This is a genomic window from Citrobacter sp. Awk 2 (genome assembly GCF_028069815.1).
Classification (GTDB): Bacteria; Pseudomonadota; Gammaproteobacteria; order Enterobacterales; family Enterobacteriaceae; genus Citrobacter.
Genome location: NZ_JANEWL010000002.1, coordinates 16,246 through 31,341 on the forward strand (window position 1 = coordinate 16,246; position 15,096 = coordinate 31,341).

Below are 15,096 nucleotides of genomic sequence, written 5' to 3' on the forward strand. Positions count from 1 at the left end.
CGTCTTTTTGCAGGAAAATAGCTTGTTTCATGGCTTAAACGTCATTTATTCTCTTGAGTCGTCGAAATCGTCGCTAAGATTATTATACTCAACGGATCCACCTCTCAGAAATTGTTCTGACGTGCCAATGCCGTAATAACGTTAAGATTAACACGAAGTCACCGCAACAGCGGGTATGAGTTACGAAAGCTTGCAATTCTATCCGTAGCCACCGCCGTTGTCTTTAAGATTCAGGAGCGTAGTGCATGGAGTTCAGTGTAAAAAGCGGTAGCCCGGAGAAACAGCGGAGTGCCTGCATCGTCGTGGGCGTCTTTGAACCACGCCGCCTCTCTCCGATTGCAGAGCAGCTCGACAAGATCAGCGACGGGTACATCAGCGCACTGCTGCGTCGTGGCGAACTGGAAGGTAAACCGGGTCAAACCCTGTTGCTGCACCATGTTCCTAACGTCCTGTCTGAGCGAATTCTCCTCATTGGTTGTGGCAAAGAGCGTGAGCTTGATGAGCGCCAGTACAAGCAGGTCATTCAGAAAACTATCAATACGCTGAATGATACCGGTTCGATGGAAGCCGTTTGCTTCCTGACCGAGCTGCACGTCAAAGGCCGCAATAACTACTGGAAAGTACGTCAGGCTGTCGAAACAGCGCAAGAAACGCTGTACAGCTTTGATCAGTTGAAGACCAACAAAAGCGAGCCGCGTCGTCCGCTGCGTAAGATGGTGTTCAACGTACCGACCCGCCGTGAGCTGACCAGCGGTGAACGTGCTATTCAGCACGGTCTGGCCATTGCCGCCGGGATTAAAGCGGCGAAAGACCTCGGCAACATGCCGCCGAACATCTGTAATGCCGCGTACCTGGCGTCTCAGGCACGTCAGTTGGCAGACAGCTACAGCAAAAATGTTGTGACGCGCGTCATTGGCGAGCAGCAAATGAAAGAGCTGGGTATGCACTCTTATCTTGCGGTCGGCCACGGTTCGCAGAACGAGTCGCTGATGTCGGTCATCGAATACAAGGGCAATCCTTCTGAAGATGCGCGTCCGATTGTGCTGGTCGGCAAAGGGCTGACCTTTGACTCCGGCGGTATTTCCATCAAACCAGCCGAAGGCATGGATGAGATGAAATACGACATGTGCGGTGCTGCGGCAGTGTACGGTGTGATGCGCATGGTGGCGGAACTCCAACTGCCGATCAACGTCGTCGGCGTACTGGCGGGTTGTGAAAACATGCCTGGCGGTCGCGCGTATCGTCCGGGTGATGTGCTCACCACTATGTCTGGTCAGACTGTTGAAGTGCTCAATACTGATGCTGAAGGCCGTCTGGTGCTGTGCGACGTGTTAACCTACGTCGAGCGCTTTGAACCCGAAGCCGTCATTGACGTCGCCACCCTGACCGGCGCGTGCGTGATTGCCCTGGGTCATCACATCACCGGCCTGATGTCGAACCATAACCCACTGGCGCACGAGCTGATCGGCGCGTCCGAACAAGCGGGTGACCGCGCGTGGCGCCTGCCGTTGGGTGATGAGTATCAGGAACAGTTAGAGTCAAACTTTGCGGATATGGCGAATATCGGTGGACGTCCTGGCGGCGCGATTACCGCAGGCTGCTTCCTGTCACGCTTTACCCGTAAGTACAACTGGGCGCACCTGGACATCGCCGGTACCGCATGGCGTTCAGGGAAAGCCAAAGGCGCAACCGGTCGTCCGGTCGCGTTGCTGTCGCAGTTCCTGCTCAATCGCGCGGGTTTTAACGGCGAAGAGTAAGTTTGAGATTGCCCCGTAGGCCGGATAAGCGCAGCGCCATCCGGCCTACGGGGTGCATCATGGCAACGCATTTAAATCCACCACAAGAAACCCCATATATGAAGAATGCAACGTTCTACCTTCTGGACAACGACACACAGCAAGATGGCTTAAGCGCCGTCGAGCAACTGGTGTGTGAAATTGCCGCAGAACGTTGGCGCGCGGGCAAGCGCGTATTGATCGCCTGCGAAGATGAAAAACAGGCCATACGCCTGGATGAAGCATTGTGGGCAAGACCGGCAGAGAGTTTTGTGCCGCATAATCTGGCGGGTGAAGGCCCCAGAGGCGGCGCGCCGGTAGAAATAGCCTGGCCGGAGAAACGCAACAGCAGCCCGCGCGACCTGCTCATCAGTTTGCGCGTTGGCTTTGCAGATTTTGCCACCGCTTTCACAGAAGTGATAGACTTCGTCCCTTACGAAGATTCTTTGAAACAATCGGCACGCGATCGCTACAAAGCTTACCGCGTGGCTGGTTTTAACCTGAATACGGCAACCTGGAAATAATGGAAAAGACATACAACCCACAAGATATCGAACAGCCGCTTTACGAGCACTGGGAAAAGCAGGGCTATTTCAAACCTAACGGCGATGAAAGCAAAGAGTCCTTCTGCATCATGATCCCGCCGCCGAACGTCACCGGCAGTTTGCATATGGGTCATGCTTTCCAGCAAACCATCATGGACACCATGATCCGCTACCAGCGCATGCAGGGTAAAAACACTCTGTGGCAGGCGGGTACCGACCACGCGGGTATCGCCACCCAGATGGTGGTTGAGCGTAAGATTGCCGCTGAAGAAGGTAAAACCCGTCACGATTACGGTCGCGAAGCGTTTATCGATAAAATTTGGCAGTGGAAAGCGGAATCCGGCGGCACCATTACCCGTCAGATGCGCCGCCTGGGCAACTCTGTTGACTGGGAGCGCGAGCGCTTCACTATGGACGAAGGTCTTTCCAATGCCGTGAAAGAAGTCTTTGTTCGCCTGTACAAAGAAGACCTGATTTACCGTGGCAAGCGCCTGGTAAACTGGGACCCGAAACTGCGCACTGCTATCTCTGACCTGGAAGTGGAAAACCGTGAGTCCAAAGGCTCGATGTGGCACATCCGCTATCCGCTGGCCGATGGCGCGAAAACCGCAGACGGTAAAGATTACCTGGTCGTTGCTACTACTCGTCCAGAAACCGTACTGGGCGATACCGGCGTTGCCGTAAACCCGGAAGATCCGCGTTATAAAGACCTGATCGGCAAATTCGTCATTCTGCCGCTGGTTAACCGCCGCATTCCAATCGTCGGTGACGAACATGCGGATATGGAAAAAGGCACCGGCTGCGTGAAGATCACCCCGGCACACGACTTTAACGACTATGAAGTCGGTAAACGTCACGGCCTGCCGATGATCAACATTTTGACCTTTGACGGTGATATCCGCGAAACCGCGGAAGTGTACGACACCAAAGGTGAAGAATCCGACGTCTACTCGAACGAGATCCCGGCTGAATTCCAGAAACTGGAACGCTTTGCCGCGCGTAAAGCCGTGGTTGCGGCCGTTGACGCTCTGGGTCTGCTGGAAGAAATCAAACCCCACGATCTGACCGTGCCGTACGGTGACCGTGGCGGCGTGGTTATCGAACCGATGCTGACTGACCAGTGGTACGTCCGCGCAGATGTGCTGGCGAAACCGGCAGTTGAAGCGGTTGAGAACGGCGACATCCAGTTCGTACCTAAGCAGTATGAAAACATGTACTTCTCCTGGATGCGTGATATTCAGGACTGGTGTATCTCCCGTCAGCTGTGGTGGGGCCACCGTATCCCGGCATGGTATGACAACGACGGCAACGTCTACGTTGGCCGTACCGAAGCTGAGGTGCGTCAGGAAAACAACCTCGGTGCCGACGTTGCCCTGCGTCAGGACGAAGACGTTCTGGATACCTGGTTCTCCTCCGCGCTGTGGACCTTCTCTACCCTCGGCTGGCCGGAAAACACCGATGCGCTGCGTCAGTTCCACCCAACCAGCGTGATGGTCTCCGGTTTTGACATCATCTTCTTCTGGATTGCCCGCATGATCATGATGACCATGCACTTCATCAAAGATGAAAACGGCAAGCCGCAGGTTCCGTTTAAGACCGTCTACATGACCGGTCTGATTCGTGACGACGAAGGCCAGAAGATGTCCAAATCCAAGGGTAACGTCATCGACCCGCTGGATATGGTTGATGGTATTTCTCTGGCAGAACTACTTGAAAAACGTACCGGCAACATGATGCAGCCGCAGCTGGCCGAGAAGATTGCCAAGCGCACCGAGAAGCAGTTCCCGGACGGCATTGAGCCGCACGGTACCGACGCCCTGCGTTTCACCCTGGCAGCGCTGGCCTCTACCGGCCGCGACATCAACTGGGATATGAAACGTCTGGAAGGTTACCGTAACTTCTGTAACAAGCTGTGGAACGCCAGCCGCTTCGTGCTGATGAACACCGAAGACCAGGATTGCGGCTTCAATGGCGGCGAAATGACGCTGTCTCTGGCGGATCGTTGGATCCTGGCTGAATTCAACCAGACCATCAAAGCGTACCGTGAAGCGCTGGATAACTTCCGCTTCGATATCGCTGCGGGCATTCTGTACGAATTCACCTGGAACCAGTTCTGTGACTGGTATCTGGAGCTGACCAAGCCGGTTATGAACGGCGGTTCTGAGTCTGAACTGCGCGGCACCCGCAATACGCTGGTTACCGTGCTGGAAGGTCTGCTGCGTCTGGCGCACCCGATCATTCCGTTCATCACCGAAACCATCTGGCAGCGTGTGAAAGTCATTTGCGGCAACACCGCAGATACCATCATGCTGCAGCCGTTCCCGGAATATAACGCGGCGCAGGTTGACGAAGCGGCACTGGCTGACACTGAATGGTTGAAGCAGGCGATCGTTGCCGTACGTAACATCCGTGCGGAAATGAACATTGCCCCAGGCAAACCGCTGGAACTGCTGCTGCGTGGTTGCAGTACTGACGCGATGCGTCGTGTGAACGACAACCGTAGCTTCCTGCTGAACCTGGCACGACTGGAAAGCATCACCGTGCTGCCAGCCGATGACAAAGGTCCGGTTTCCGTGACTAAAATCATCGACGGTGCCGAACTGCTGATCCCGATGGCTGGCCTCATCAACAAAGAAGATGAGCTGGCGCGTCTGGCAAAAGAAGTGGCGAAAATCGAAGGCGAGATTGCCCGTATCGAAGGCAAGCTCTCCAACGAAGGTTTCGTTGCTCGCGCACCGGAAGCCGTGATCGCCAAAGAGCGTGAGAAACTGGACGGTTACGCAGAAGCCAAAGCGAAGCTGATTGAGCAGCAGGCGGTCATCGCCGCGCTGTAAAAATCGTGCCTGTACGTTTGCCGGATGGCGCTACGCTTATCTGGCCTACAGGCACCGTCAACACAGGTCGGATAAGCGTAGCGCATCCGACCTGTGTTGAATTATCCTCGCTTGCACTTCCCCTCTCTGCAGTGGTATTAACTGCATATGTCTCACTTTTATGTCATGAGTTCGCTATGAGTGTCATTACGCCTGTCTCGGCTACGCTGCGTCGCATTGCTGCCGACGATAACCCCGCCATTGCCTGTGTGATCCGCCAGGTCTCCGCCGAATACGGCCTGACTGCCGATAAAGGCTATACCGTTGCCGACCCCAATCTGGACGAACTGTTCCAGGTTTACAGCCAGCCGGGCGCGGCCTATTGGGTGGTTGAGCAAAACGGTGAAGTCGTGGGCGGCGGCGGCGTTGCGCCGTTAGGCTGTAGCGAGCCGGACATTTGCGAGCTGCAAAAGATGTACTTCCTGTCGAGCGCACGCGGTCAGGGGCTGGCGAAAAAGCTGGCGCTGATGGCGCTGGATCATGCCCGCGAGCAGGGTTTTAAGCAGTGCTATCTGGAAACAACTGCATTCCTGACTGAGGCTATTCGTCTGTATGAACATTTAGGGTTTGAGCATATCAGCGAAGCGCTTGGCTGCACCGGCCACGTCGATTGCGAAGTACGGATGTTAAAGCCCCTCTGACTTCACGCCGAGGGGCCGTGTCGGCCTTACTGCATCTCAGCTGAAAGCATCAGGCGAATTACGCCAGCCGCACGAGCGGTGGGCAGCTTCAGCACCTGAGTCCAGAGATCCTGCACAATCTCACAGGCGATCTTCTCTTTGCCAATCCCTTTATTCGGGTCGGCCATAATCTGAATATCATCCCCATAGCGCTGTACCAGTCCGGGGCTGATCGCTTGTAAATCCTGCAGCGCCAGCTGTTTTTCCTCGGCCGTCACCGTATGTTTACCCGGGCCATAGGCGGCGCGCATCATGCCCATATCGCCCACCATCCGCCGATTCATAATCTCACGCGGGACAAGATGTACCGGGTTAATGCCCCCTTTCACCGCCGGAAACAGGAAACGGAAACATTCGTCATCACCCACCTTTTCCACCGCAGCAATCTGCTCGAGGTTAATCTTCATATACTCAATGACGTTAGCATCAGGTGCTTGCTGCAGACGTGCCATTTGTAGCTGAAGGATTTGCGGCTGTATGGCATCGATAACCTGCTGCTCACTTTTGCCCTCGTTCTTCATCTGCACGGCCTGGGTGATGATTTTTTGTGTTAGCGCTGGCTCCTGCTCTCTAATCACCTGAAACACCGGATTGGCGCGCATCGCATTGTCAAACTTCTGCTCTTCGGTCATACCATATTCCGGACTTTCACGCGGGATAAGGTAGTGCACGTCAAAAATATTCCATGCAATAATCGCGACCACAAAAATCACCGCGCCGGAGATCTTGCCTACCCAGCCTTTTTTGCGAAACATGCCGACGACGATAGCAATCACCGCCCCGATATAGCCCGCCAACACTACGTGTGCCCAGTTCATTAACCATCCTTATTCAAATCGATACGTATGTCGGGGATATATTTCCCCGTTGTGTGTTCTGATTATTACGGTAGAGGCGATGGTTTTCCAGCCACCAGAATTTATCTGCAGGTATCAGGAAGAGGAGAGATGGCGCGGCAACCATGGCGAGCCGCGCCGGGAAGGTGTATTACGCGGGTACGCCGCTGTGAAAGCGGAATTCATCATCTGGAGACAGGATCAGCGACGCTTCCACTTCACCAAAGAAACGCACCCGGGCGCTGATGTCATCGGTTGAAATCTGCTGTGCCAACGCCAGGTAATCCTGATAATGGCGCGCCTCTGATCGTAGTAGCGACAGATAAAACGCCTGTAAATCATCATCCAGATACGGTGCCAGCGCCGCGAACCGTTCACAGGAGCGCGCCTCAATGTATGCGCCGCAAATGAGCTTATCAATTAGCGTTAATGGCTCGTGGGTGCGAACCTCTTTAAGCATGCCTTTGGCGTAACGACTGGCGGTAATTTTGATGTAGGGGATGTTGCGGCTCATCATCGCCTCGCGCACCTGCCAGAAGTGATGCAGCTCTTCTTTGATCAGCAAAACCATGCTGTCGATAAGCTTGCGCCCCCACGGATCGTCGGTCTGCGGCATCACACTTTTGCTGATCTGTTTATTCAGTGCAATGAAGTCAGGCTCCTCTCCCTCTCTGAACGCAAAAGCCTCATAGGGTTTCAGCCAGTCCAGCAACGCCTGTGAACCAGCTTTGTCAGCGACATATTTACGCACCAACAGCATCGCTGTTTGTGCCGCTTTCAGCTCGCAGACGAGGTGATCGGTCAGCAGCAGGGGAAGATTTGCCGGGTCCTGCGCTTTATCAAGCCATGCCTGGGGTGTTTTGCAGTGCAGAAAATTGAGGATTGGGGAGAGTATTTGCGGGTAATCCATACATTGTCCTTGCCCTACGGCAGCAAACACTGCCGTAGGTCATCAGATGACTTAGTGACGCACGCCGTCATCATCTTCGTCGACGAAGTCTTCATCGTCGCCGTCTTCACCTTCTTCGCCGTTAGGGTCTTCGAAATAGGTACCCCACCCGTCGTATTCCACTTCAAATTTTTCAGCCAGATTCATCAGTTGCTCTACCTGAGCGTCGATCAGTTCGGCATTCAGGGCGCATTCGCTGAGAATGTCACAGCAAATAACTGTGTCGCCTTCTTCCACTTCCAACTCTTCAGGCTCGGTCACTTCATAACCCAGTTTGAAGGCTTCTACTGCCGCTTTTTCCAGGGTTTCAAAGTCATCCGCGGAAAGGTGATGTTCGATGGTGTACAGCGCATCAGGGTCGCTGCCATCTTCGAGTAACTCTTCAATAATCAAGCGTGTTTCTTCACGCTGCTCTTCCAGTAGTTCCGGGTTTGCCATGGCTCGTTCCTCATAATGTCCTGCCGATACTCTTATTGTCACATACCGCTGACATTGCCTCCACCTTTCCAGGAAAGATTTGTTAAACAAGGTTGCAAATGAATAAACACCCATATAAATTGAATTTTAATTCAATAAATGGCTTAGGCCATGTGAGGGAACCATGTCTGCGTTTTATCAGAAGCACTTTTTGAAATTGCTTGATTTCACCTCTGCTGAACTCACGTCACTGCTACAGCTCGCCGCACAGCTCAAGGCAGATAAGAAAAACGGTACTGAGGTCGCTAAGCTCACCGGTAAAAACATTGCGCTCATCTTCGAAAAAGACTCGACTCGTACCCGTTGCTCTTTCGAAGTTGCCGCATACGATCAGGGTGCTCGCGTGACGTATCTCGGGCCAAGCGGCAGCCAGATTGGTCATAAAGAGTCGATCAAAGACACCGCCCGCGTGCTCGGTCGTATGTACGACGGTATTCAGTATCGGGGTCACGGTCAGGAGATTGTCGAGACGCTGGCGGAATATGCCGGAGTTCCGGTATGGAACGGATTAACCGACGAGTTTCACCCCACTCAGTTGCTGGCGGATCTGTTAACTATGCAGGAACACCTGCCGGGTAAAGCGTTTAATGAGATGACGCTGGTCTATACCGGTGATGCCCGCAACAATATGGGTAATTCCATGCTGGAAGCCGCCGCGTTAACCGGGCTGGATCTACGCCTGGTTGCACCACAAGCGTGCTGGCCTGAAGAGAGCCTGGTGGCGGAGTGCAAAGCGCTGGCACAGAAAAATGGCGGCAATATTACGCTGACCGAAGACGTTGCCACAGGTGTAAAAGGTGCGGACTTTATCTACACCGACGTCTGGGTCTCGATGGGCGAAGCAAAAGAGAAGTGGGCAGAGCGTATTGCGCTGCTGCGTAACTATCAGGTTAATAGCGCGATGATGGCGCTGACGGGTAATCCACAGGTGAAGTTCCTGCACTGTCTGCCCGCGTTTCATGACGATCAGACCGTGCTGGGTAAACAAATGGCACAAGAGTATGGTTTGCACGGCGGTATGGAAGTGACCGATGAGGTCTTTGAATCCCCCGCCAGTATCGTATTCTCTCAGGCGGAAAACCGGATGCACACCATCAAAGCGGTGATGGTGGCGACATTAGCGAAGTGAAGGCATATGCCGGATGGCGATGCTAAGCATCTTATCCGGCCTACAACCGCGCTCCCGTTGGCCGGGCAAGGCGAAGCCGCACCCGGCAATCACGCTTATGCCACCCGCATTTTCACCACGGCTTTGCGCACCAGTGCCGGAGCACCGACTGCGCACAGCGGTTTATGCACTTCACCCGGATAGAACACCACGAAGTCACCTTCGTTCAGCACGACCGTTTTCTCCTGTACCCCTTCCGCCACGAAGGCGATATCTTTATCCGCCAGCCAGTCGGTTTCCGGCGCGCCCGCAGGCTGTGTACTGAAGGTCATGCCTTCCTGGCCTTTGAGCAGGATCTGAATATCCAGATAACGGGCGTGATACTCAGCGCGACGCTGGGCAAACGGCTCCGTCATATCTTCTGCAATCAGATAAAACAGACGATCACCGTCGATGTCATGCTTACCCTTTTCCGTCGCATCCGTCACGTGCGCCTTGATGTGTTCAATCGCCTGACGCAGCTCTTCTGGCAGCCAGACATCCAGGTTGTGAATATTGCCGACAATCATCTCAAACCCCTTAATTAAAACAATGTTTCATTTTAGTTGTTATACGAAAAAACCGTCTGCCATACCACTGCTATTTGCTGATATTTTGCGTCAACGCATGTTTATCTCAACGTAGCCGATCACCCGGCAGGGTGCATGAATATTCATGAGAATCGTTTGCGATGAATAAATTGTGCATTTTTCGCTTGATCCCATAACGGAGCTGAGTATAATCGCGGACAATTTGCCGGGAGGATGTATGGTTCAGTGTGTACGACATTTTGTCTTACCGCGTCTGAAAAAGGACGCTGGCCTGCCGTTTTTCTTTCCGTTGATCATCCATTCCAAGCCCCTCAATTGAGGGGCTTTTTTTTGCCCAGGTGTCAGGAGATAAACATGGCTAACCCGCTCTATCAAAAACACATCATTTCCATAAATGACCTCAGCCGCGATGACCTCAATCTGGTTCTCGCGACAGCGGCGAAACTGAAAGCCAACCCACAGCCGGAGCTGCTAAAGCATAAGGTGATAGCCAGCTGCTTCTTTGAGGCATCGACGCGCACCCGTTTATCCTTTGAAACCTCGATGCACCGCCTGGGTGCCAGCGTGGTGGGTTTCTCTGACAGCAGCAACACATCACTGGGCAAAAAAGGTGAAACGCTGGCTGATACCATTTCCGTCATCAGTACCTATGTTGACGCCATTGTGATGCGTCATCCGCAGGAAGGTGCTGCCCGTCTGGCCACAGAGTTCTCCGGCAACGTGCCGGTACTGAACGCAGGCGATGGGTCGAACCAGCATCCCACCCAAACGCTGCTGGACCTGTTCACCATTCAGGAAACCCAGGGCCGCCTGGACAATCTGCAAATCGCCATGGTGGGTGACCTGAAGTATGGTCGTACCGTCCACTCCCTGACCCAGGCACTGGCGAAATTCGAAGGCAACCGCTTCTACTTCATCGCCCCGGATGCGTTGGCCATGCCGCAATACATTCTGGACATGCTAAATGAAAAAGGTATCGCCTGGAGCCTGCACGGCACCATCGAAGAGGTTATGGCAGAGGTTGATATTCTCTACATGACCCGCGTGCAAAAAGAACGTCTGGACCCTTCCGAATACGCCAACGTGAAAGCACAGTTCGTCCTGCGTGCCAGCGACCTGAATGGTGCCAGAGCGAACATGAAAGTGTTGCACCCACTGCCGCGTATCGATGAGATCACCACCGATGTCGATAAGACGCCGCACGCCTGGTATTTCCAGCAGGCTGGCAACGGCATCTTCGCCCGCCAGGCGTTACTGGCACTGGTACTGAATAGCGAACTGGCACTGTAAGGGAGAAAAAGAGATGACACACGATAACAAACTGCAGGTTGAAGCCATCAAACGCGGCACCGTGATTGACCATATTCCCGCACAGGTTGGTTTTAAACTGCTGACGCTGTTCAAGCTGACAGAAACCGATCAGCGTATCACCATCGGTCTGAACCTGCCGTCAGGCGAAATGGGTCGTAAAGACCTGATTAAAATTGAAAACACCTTCCTGACCGATGAGCAAGTTAACCAGCTTTCTCTGTACGCGCCACAGGCGACGGTGAACCGCATTGACGATTATGACGTGGTGGGTAAATCACGTCCGAGCCTGCCGGAACGAATCGACAACGTGCTGGTCTGCCCGAACAGCAACTGCATCAGCCATGCTGAACCGGTTTCCTCCAGCTTTTCAGTGAAAAAACGCGCTGATGATATCGCGCTCAAATGCAAATACTGTGAAAAAGAGTTTTCGCATTATGTGGTGCTGGCCAACTAATTGCGGTTGGTATTGAAATGTTGCCTCTCTATAATGGCTAACACCTTAATACTGCAGTTCATCTGGAGATATCATGAGCAAAACTATTGCGACGGAAAATGCACCAGCCGCTATCGGCCCATACGTTCAGGGCGTTGACCTGGGTAGCATGGTAATCACTTCAGGTCAGATTCCGGTCGATCCGAAAACCGGTGCCGTAGCGGAAGACGTGTCCGCTCAGGCGCGTCAGTCGCTGGAAAACGTAAAAGCTATCGTTGAAGCAGCAGGCCTGAAAGTGGGCGATATCGTAAAAACGACCGTTTTTGTAAAAGACCTGAACGATTTCGCAACCGTCAACGCCACCTACGAAGCGTTCTTCACTGAGCACAACGCGACTTTCCCGGCACGCTCTTGCGTGGAAGTTGCCCGTCTGCCGAAAGACGTGAAAATCGAGATTGAAGCGATCGCCGTACGTCGCTAAGTTTCCTTGTGCCGGATGGCGGTTTCGCCTTATCCGGCCGACGGAAGCGTAATTTGTAGGCCCGGTAAGCGCGAGCGCCACCGGGCATTTATCACAGCACACCAAACAGTTTCGGCAGGAACAACGAAATCGCCGGAATGTAGGTTACCAACATCAGCACCAGGAACAGGACGAGGTAGAACGGCAGCATCGCCTTCACCACTTGTTCAATCTTCTGCTTACTCACCGCGCTGGCGACAAACAGCACCGACCCTACCGGCGGCGTAATCAACCCGATCCCTAAGTTCACCAACATGATCATGCCGAAATGAACCGGATCAATGCCGAGCGCGTTGGTCACTGGCAGCAGGACTGGTGTCAGGATCAGGATCAGCGGCGCCATATCCATCAACGTACCAATCAGCAGCAGCATAATGTTAATGCACATCAGGATGACGTATTTGTTATCCGAGATACTGGTGAATGCGTCGGTGATGCGCATCGGCAACTGCATGTAGGTCATGACAGCGCCAAACGCGGCAGCAAAACCAATCAGGATCATCACGATGGTGACTGTTTTCACCGTGCGGAACATCAGCTTCGGCAGTTCAGACCATTTATAGTCGCGATAGATAAACATGGTGACGAAGAAGGCCCACAGGCAGGCAATCGCCGCGGATTCCGTCGCGGTAAAGATGCCCGACAGGATCCCCCCCATGATGATCACCACCGTCATCAATCCCCACAGCGTATCGACGAAAATCTTCAGCGCCTGGCGAAACGGCACGCGCTCGCCTTTTGGATAGCCGCGTTTATGGGCAAACGCCACGCACATCACCATCAGGCTCAAGCTTAACAGCAGGCCCGGCAGGATCCCGGCGATAAATAGCGCGGCAATCGACACCGTCCCACCCGTTGCCAGCGAGTAGATAACCGAGTTATGGCTGGGCGGCGTAAGGATTGCCTGCACCGAACCGCTGGCGGTCACCGCCGCGGCAAAGTCGCGAGGGTAACCTTTTTTATCCATCTCCGGGATCATCACCGAACCGATGGAAGCGGTGTCTGCCACCGACGATCCTGAAATTGCGCCAAAAAAGGTCGATGCTACGATGTTGACCAGTGACAAGCCTCCGCGAATAAAACCAACAAAAATGTAGGCAAAATTCACTAACCGACGCGCAATTCCGCCTTCGGCCATGATCGCGCCAGCCAGAATAAAGAACGGGATCGCCAGCAGGGAGAACTTGTTCACGCCACTGGTCAGTTGGATCATCACCGCTTCCAGTGGGATATCAATGTACCAGGCACCAATGATGGCGCTAATCCCTACCGCGTACGCTACCGGTACCCCAATCGCCAGCATGATGCCAAGCGTAAAGACGAGAATAAATGCATCCATCTGCTTTCCTTAATGAAATGGGGGCGGTAATTAGCTGGTCGAACCCAGCATGACAACAGGACGCTGGTACTGCGGGCCACGGCAGATCTTCTCAACAATAAAGAGCAGCGTGATAGCAGAGCCAATTGGCAGCGGAAGATAGTTTTGCCCGGCGCTTAAAATCGGGAATTCCGCAACGGGTTGATCCCACAGTTCAAGACAAAGATTGGTTCCGTACCAGAGGATAAACAGGCTTATTGCCGCCAGCATGATATCCGCGACAATAAAGCAATAACGACGGGCGCTTTCACCCAGGCGATCAGTGACCATACTGACTGCGATATGCGAGCCTGCGCGATAACTTACCGCAGCACCAATAAAGGTGAATGTCACCATGCAGAGAATAGCGACGGGTTCAGGCCATGACAGGGCATTGTTCAGGACATAACGTGCGAATATCCCAATCGGTATAATGGCAACCATCACCAATAATGCCACACCGGCAATCCACATTGAGACCCGATAAAGAAAATCCATTACCGATGAATAGCATTCACCCATAATCATCACCTCGAATTAATCAAATGATTCAGGCGGATATCATCCGCCCGATGAACTACTGCACATCCTGAATACGCTTGATCAAATCCTGGTGTTCTTTACCGTAATTATCCCGCACTGACTGAGTGGCTTTATAGAAATAGTCCGTATCAATATCGTGGAACTGAACGCCGTTGGCTTTCATCGTTTCCAGTGATTTCGCATTATAATCCTGCCAAAGTTTGCGTTGCTCTACCTGGGCTTCTTTAGCGAGCTTAATAATGAGATCCTGATCTTCTTTTTTCAATTTATCCCATTTCGCTTTCGAGAAAAGAAATAATTCAGGAATAATAAAATGTTTGCTCCAGGTGTAGTTTTTAACGACAGGTAAATAGTTGTGCGCGACAAACGTCGGTGGGTTATTTTCCGTTCCATCAATAACCCCTGTCTGCATGCCGCTAAAGACTTCACTGACGCCCATTACAACGGAGTTAGCGCCCATCGCTTTCAGGGTATCCAGCGCTATCGGACTCCCTTGAACGCGGATCTTCATACCGTGTAAATCTTCCGGTTTCACCACCGGATTTTTAGTGATCAGGTTACGCGTCCCCGCATCCATCCAGCCCAAAAACACCAGCCGTGATTTGGTATTGGCCGTCAGACGGTCGCCAATTTCCTGGCCGATCATACCGTCGAGAACCTTATGCAGATGGTCTTCATCACGGAAAATATACGGCAGGGTAAATACGTTAATTTCAGGGAGGATAGCAGCGACAGGTGTCATCGAGACGCGAATAATATCAATAGCGCCTAATTGTGCCTGTTCAATCATCTGTTTTTCATCACCTAACACGCCACCTGGAAATGTTTTAATCTCCAGACGACCATCGGTCGCCGCGCTGAGCTTTTCCCCCATGTGTTTCACTGCCACCACGTTCGGGTAATCAGCCGGATGCACGTCTGCGGCGCGGAAGGTTTGTGCCAACGTTGAATGGCTGGCCAGTAATACCGAAGCACCAATACACAGACTTATCAGGTTTTTTGTCAGTTTCATTTGTCCTTCTCCAGAAGTTCATAATATCCATTAACAGGAATAGCTTGCAGAGCAAATGACTGCCGGAATTAAAAATGGGCAGCGAGA

The 15,096-nt window shown here is 52.9% G+C and carries 18 protein-coding genes; 10 read left to right on the forward strand and 8 right to left on the reverse strand.

Features of this window, described 5'->3' with window-relative positions; all coding sequences use genetic code 11:
- Window positions 1-41: 41 nt before the first annotated feature.
- The gene (gene ytgA / locus NNO02_RS00840) at window positions 42-92 is read right to left on the reverse strand and encodes a protein YtgA (RefSeq protein ID WP_211180521.1); all 51 of its coding nucleotides are present in this window, start codon (window positions 90-92) and stop codon (window positions 42-44) included.
- Between the two features lie 153 nt (window positions 93-245).
- Between ytgA and pepA the strand changes: the two genes are divergently transcribed.
- The 4 genes from pepA (at window position 246) to NNO02_RS00860 (ending at window position 5,834) form a co-directional block, all read left to right on the forward strand.
- Window positions 246-1,757 carry a leucyl aminopeptidase gene (gene pepA / locus NNO02_RS00845; protein ID WP_003025870.1) on the forward strand — a complete coding sequence of 504 codons (1,512 nt, stop codon included), beginning with the start codon at window positions 246-248 and terminating at the stop codon, window positions 1,755-1,757.
- Between the two features lie 98 nt (window positions 1,758-1,855).
- On the forward strand, window positions 1,856-2,299 hold the full coding sequence (gene holC / locus NNO02_RS00850; protein WP_271440343.1) for a DNA polymerase III subunit chi: 444 nt from the start codon (window positions 1,856-1,858) through the stop codon (window positions 2,297-2,299).
- Window positions 2,299-5,154, forward strand: coding sequence for a valine--tRNA ligase (locus tag NNO02_RS00855; RefSeq protein ID WP_271454047.1), 2,856 nt, complete (start codon window positions 2,299-2,301; stop codon window positions 5,152-5,154). The genes holC and NNO02_RS00855 overlap by 1 nt, the downstream gene beginning before the upstream one ends.
- Before the next feature lie 176 nt (window positions 5,155-5,330).
- Complete coding sequence (locus NNO02_RS00860) at window positions 5,331-5,834, forward strand: GNAT family N-acetyltransferase (RefSeq protein ID WP_271440328.1); 504 nt, start codon at window positions 5,331-5,333, stop codon at window positions 5,832-5,834.
- Between the two features lie 26 nt (window positions 5,835-5,860).
- On the opposite strand, the gene NNO02_RS00865 is transcribed toward NNO02_RS00860, so the two are convergent.
- From NNO02_RS00865 to rraB, 3 genes are all read right to left on the reverse strand, one after another.
- On the reverse strand, window positions 5,861-6,691 hold the full coding sequence (locus NNO02_RS00865; RefSeq protein ID WP_271454048.1) for a topoisomerase II: 831 nt from the start codon (window positions 6,689-6,691) through the stop codon (window positions 5,861-5,863).
- A gap of 169 nt (window positions 6,692-6,860) precedes the next feature.
- A complete protein-coding gene (gene miaE / locus NNO02_RS00870) occupies window positions 6,861-7,619 on the reverse strand; it encodes a tRNA isopentenyl-2-thiomethyl-A-37 hydroxylase MiaE (RefSeq protein WP_271440326.1) in 759 nt (252 codons plus the stop codon).
- A 51-nt stretch (window positions 7,620-7,670) separates the two neighbouring features.
- Window positions 7,671-8,096, reverse strand: a complete 426-nt coding sequence (gene rraB / locus NNO02_RS00875) for a ribonuclease E inhibitor RraB (RefSeq protein WP_005134179.1) — start codon at window positions 8,094-8,096, stop codon at window positions 7,671-7,673.
- Window positions 8,097-8,194: 98 nt separating this feature from the next.
- Between rraB and argL the strand changes: the two genes are divergently transcribed.
- Together argL and argF are read left to right on the forward strand one after the other, a co-directional pair.
- Window positions 8,195-8,290 (forward strand): putative translational regulatory protein ArgL, encoded by a 96-nt coding sequence (gene argL, locus NNO02_RS23810; protein WP_417027749.1) that lies wholly within the window; start codon window positions 8,195-8,197, stop codon window positions 8,288-8,290.
- Window positions 8,260-9,264, forward strand: a complete 1,005-nt coding sequence (gene argF, locus NNO02_RS00880; protein WP_271440325.1) for an ornithine carbamoyltransferase — start codon at window positions 8,260-8,262, stop codon at window positions 9,262-9,264. Before argL ends, argF begins: the two co-directional genes overlap by 31 nt.
- 95 nt (window positions 9,265-9,359) lie before the next feature.
- On the opposite strand, the gene NNO02_RS00885 is transcribed toward argF, so the two are convergent.
- Window positions 9,360-9,812: a YhcH/YjgK/YiaL family protein gene (locus NNO02_RS00885; RefSeq protein WP_271454049.1), complete on the reverse strand. Its 453-nt coding sequence runs from the start codon at window positions 9,810-9,812 to the stop codon at window positions 9,360-9,362.
- A 238-nt stretch (window positions 9,813-10,050) separates the two neighbouring features.
- Here NNO02_RS00885 and pyrL point away from each other — a divergent pair, with 238 nt between their 5' ends.
- The 4 genes from pyrL to ridA all read left to right on the forward strand — a co-directional run bounded on the left by pyrL (window position 10,051) and on the right by ridA (window position 12,058).
- A complete protein-coding gene (gene pyrL / locus NNO02_RS00895) occupies window positions 10,051-10,152 on the forward strand; it encodes a pyr operon leader peptide (RefSeq protein WP_202039763.1) in 102 nt (33 codons plus the stop codon).
- Between the two features lie 35 nt (window positions 10,153-10,187).
- A complete protein-coding gene (pyrB, locus tag NNO02_RS00900) occupies window positions 10,188-11,123 on the forward strand; it encodes an aspartate carbamoyltransferase (protein WP_016151493.1) in 936 nt (311 codons plus the stop codon).
- Window positions 11,124-11,136: 13 nt separating this feature from the next.
- Window positions 11,137-11,598, forward strand: coding sequence for an aspartate carbamoyltransferase regulatory subunit (gene pyrI, locus NNO02_RS00905; RefSeq protein WP_016151492.1), 462 nt, complete (start codon window positions 11,137-11,139; stop codon window positions 11,596-11,598).
- A gap of 73 nt (window positions 11,599-11,671) precedes the next feature.
- Window positions 11,672-12,058, forward strand: coding sequence for a 2-iminobutanoate/2-iminopropanoate deaminase (ridA, locus tag NNO02_RS00910; RefSeq protein ID WP_000047544.1), 387 nt, complete (start codon window positions 11,672-11,674; stop codon window positions 12,056-12,058).
- A 91-nt stretch (window positions 12,059-12,149) separates the two neighbouring features.
- Here the strand turns inward: ridA and NNO02_RS00915 are convergent, their stop codons facing one another.
- Genes NNO02_RS00915 through NNO02_RS00925 form a run of 3 tightly spaced genes read right to left on the reverse strand, consistent with a single transcriptional unit; the run spans window position 12,150 to window position 15,009 of the window.
- Complete coding sequence (locus tag NNO02_RS00915) at window positions 12,150-13,436, reverse strand: TRAP transporter large permease (RefSeq protein ID WP_271440322.1); 1,287 nt, start codon at window positions 13,434-13,436, stop codon at window positions 12,150-12,152.
- A 30-nt stretch (window positions 13,437-13,466) separates the two neighbouring features.
- Entirely contained in the window at window positions 13,467-13,976 is a 510-nt protein-coding gene (locus tag NNO02_RS00920; protein ID WP_202039766.1) for a TRAP transporter small permease, read from the reverse strand.
- Between the two features lie 55 nt (window positions 13,977-14,031).
- Window positions 14,032-15,009 carry a TRAP transporter substrate-binding protein gene (locus NNO02_RS00925; protein WP_271440321.1) on the reverse strand — a complete coding sequence of 326 codons (978 nt, stop codon included), beginning with the start codon at window positions 15,007-15,009 and terminating at the stop codon, window positions 14,032-14,034.
- Window positions 15,010-15,096: the final 87 nt, after the last annotated feature.

Bases quoted from the DNA above. Each gene is read 5' to 3' on its own strand.
- pepA (WP_003025870.1), top strand. From the start codon at position 246: ATGGAGTTCAGTGTAAAAAGCGGTAGCCCGGAGAAACAGCGGAGTGCC.
- holC (WP_271440343.1), top strand. From the start codon at position 1,856: ATGAAGAATGCAACGTTCTACCTTCTGGACAACGACACACAGCAAGAT.
- NNO02_RS00855 (WP_271454047.1), top strand. From the start codon at position 2,299: ATGGAAAAGACATACAACCCACAAGATATCGAACAGCCGCTTTACGAG.
- NNO02_RS00860 (WP_271440328.1), top strand. From the start codon at position 5,331: ATGAGTGTCATTACGCCTGTCTCGGCTACGCTGCGTCGCATTGCTGCC.
- NNO02_RS00865 (WP_271454048.1), bottom strand. From the start codon at position 6,691: ATGAACTGGGCACACGTAGTGTTGGCGGGCTATATCGGGGCGGTGATT.
- miaE (WP_271440326.1), bottom strand. From the start codon at position 7,619: ATGGATTACCCGCAAATACTCTCCCCAATCCTCAATTTTCTGCACTGC.
- rraB (WP_005134179.1), bottom strand. From the start codon at position 8,096: ATGGCAAACCCGGAACTACTGGAAGAGCAGCGTGAAGAAACACGCTTG.
- argL (WP_417027749.1), top strand. From the start codon at position 8,195: ATGAATAAACACCCATATAAATTGAATTTTAATTCAATAAATGGCTTA.
- argF (WP_271440325.1), top strand. From the start codon at position 8,260: ATGTCTGCGTTTTATCAGAAGCACTTTTTGAAATTGCTTGATTTCACC.
- NNO02_RS00885 (WP_271454049.1), bottom strand. From the start codon at position 9,812: ATGATTGTCGGCAATATTCACAACCTGGATGTCTGGCTGCCAGAAGAG.
- pyrL (WP_202039763.1), top strand. From the start codon at position 10,051: ATGGTTCAGTGTGTACGACATTTTGTCTTACCGCGTCTGAAAAAGGAC.
- pyrB (WP_016151493.1), top strand. From the start codon at position 10,188: ATGGCTAACCCGCTCTATCAAAAACACATCATTTCCATAAATGACCTC.
- pyrI (WP_016151492.1), top strand. From the start codon at position 11,137: ATGACACACGATAACAAACTGCAGGTTGAAGCCATCAAACGCGGCACC.
- ridA (WP_000047544.1), top strand. From the start codon at position 11,672: ATGAGCAAAACTATTGCGACGGAAAATGCACCAGCCGCTATCGGCCCA.
- NNO02_RS00915 (WP_271440322.1), bottom strand. From the start codon at position 13,436: ATGGATGCATTTATTCTCGTCTTTACGCTTGGCATCATGCTGGCGATT.
- NNO02_RS00920 (WP_202039766.1), bottom strand. From the start codon at position 13,976: ATGGGTGAATGCTATTCATCGGTAATGGATTTTCTTTATCGGGTCTCA.
- NNO02_RS00925 (WP_271440321.1), bottom strand. From the start codon at position 15,009: ATGAAACTGACAAAAAACCTGATAAGTCTGTGTATTGGTGCTTCGGTA.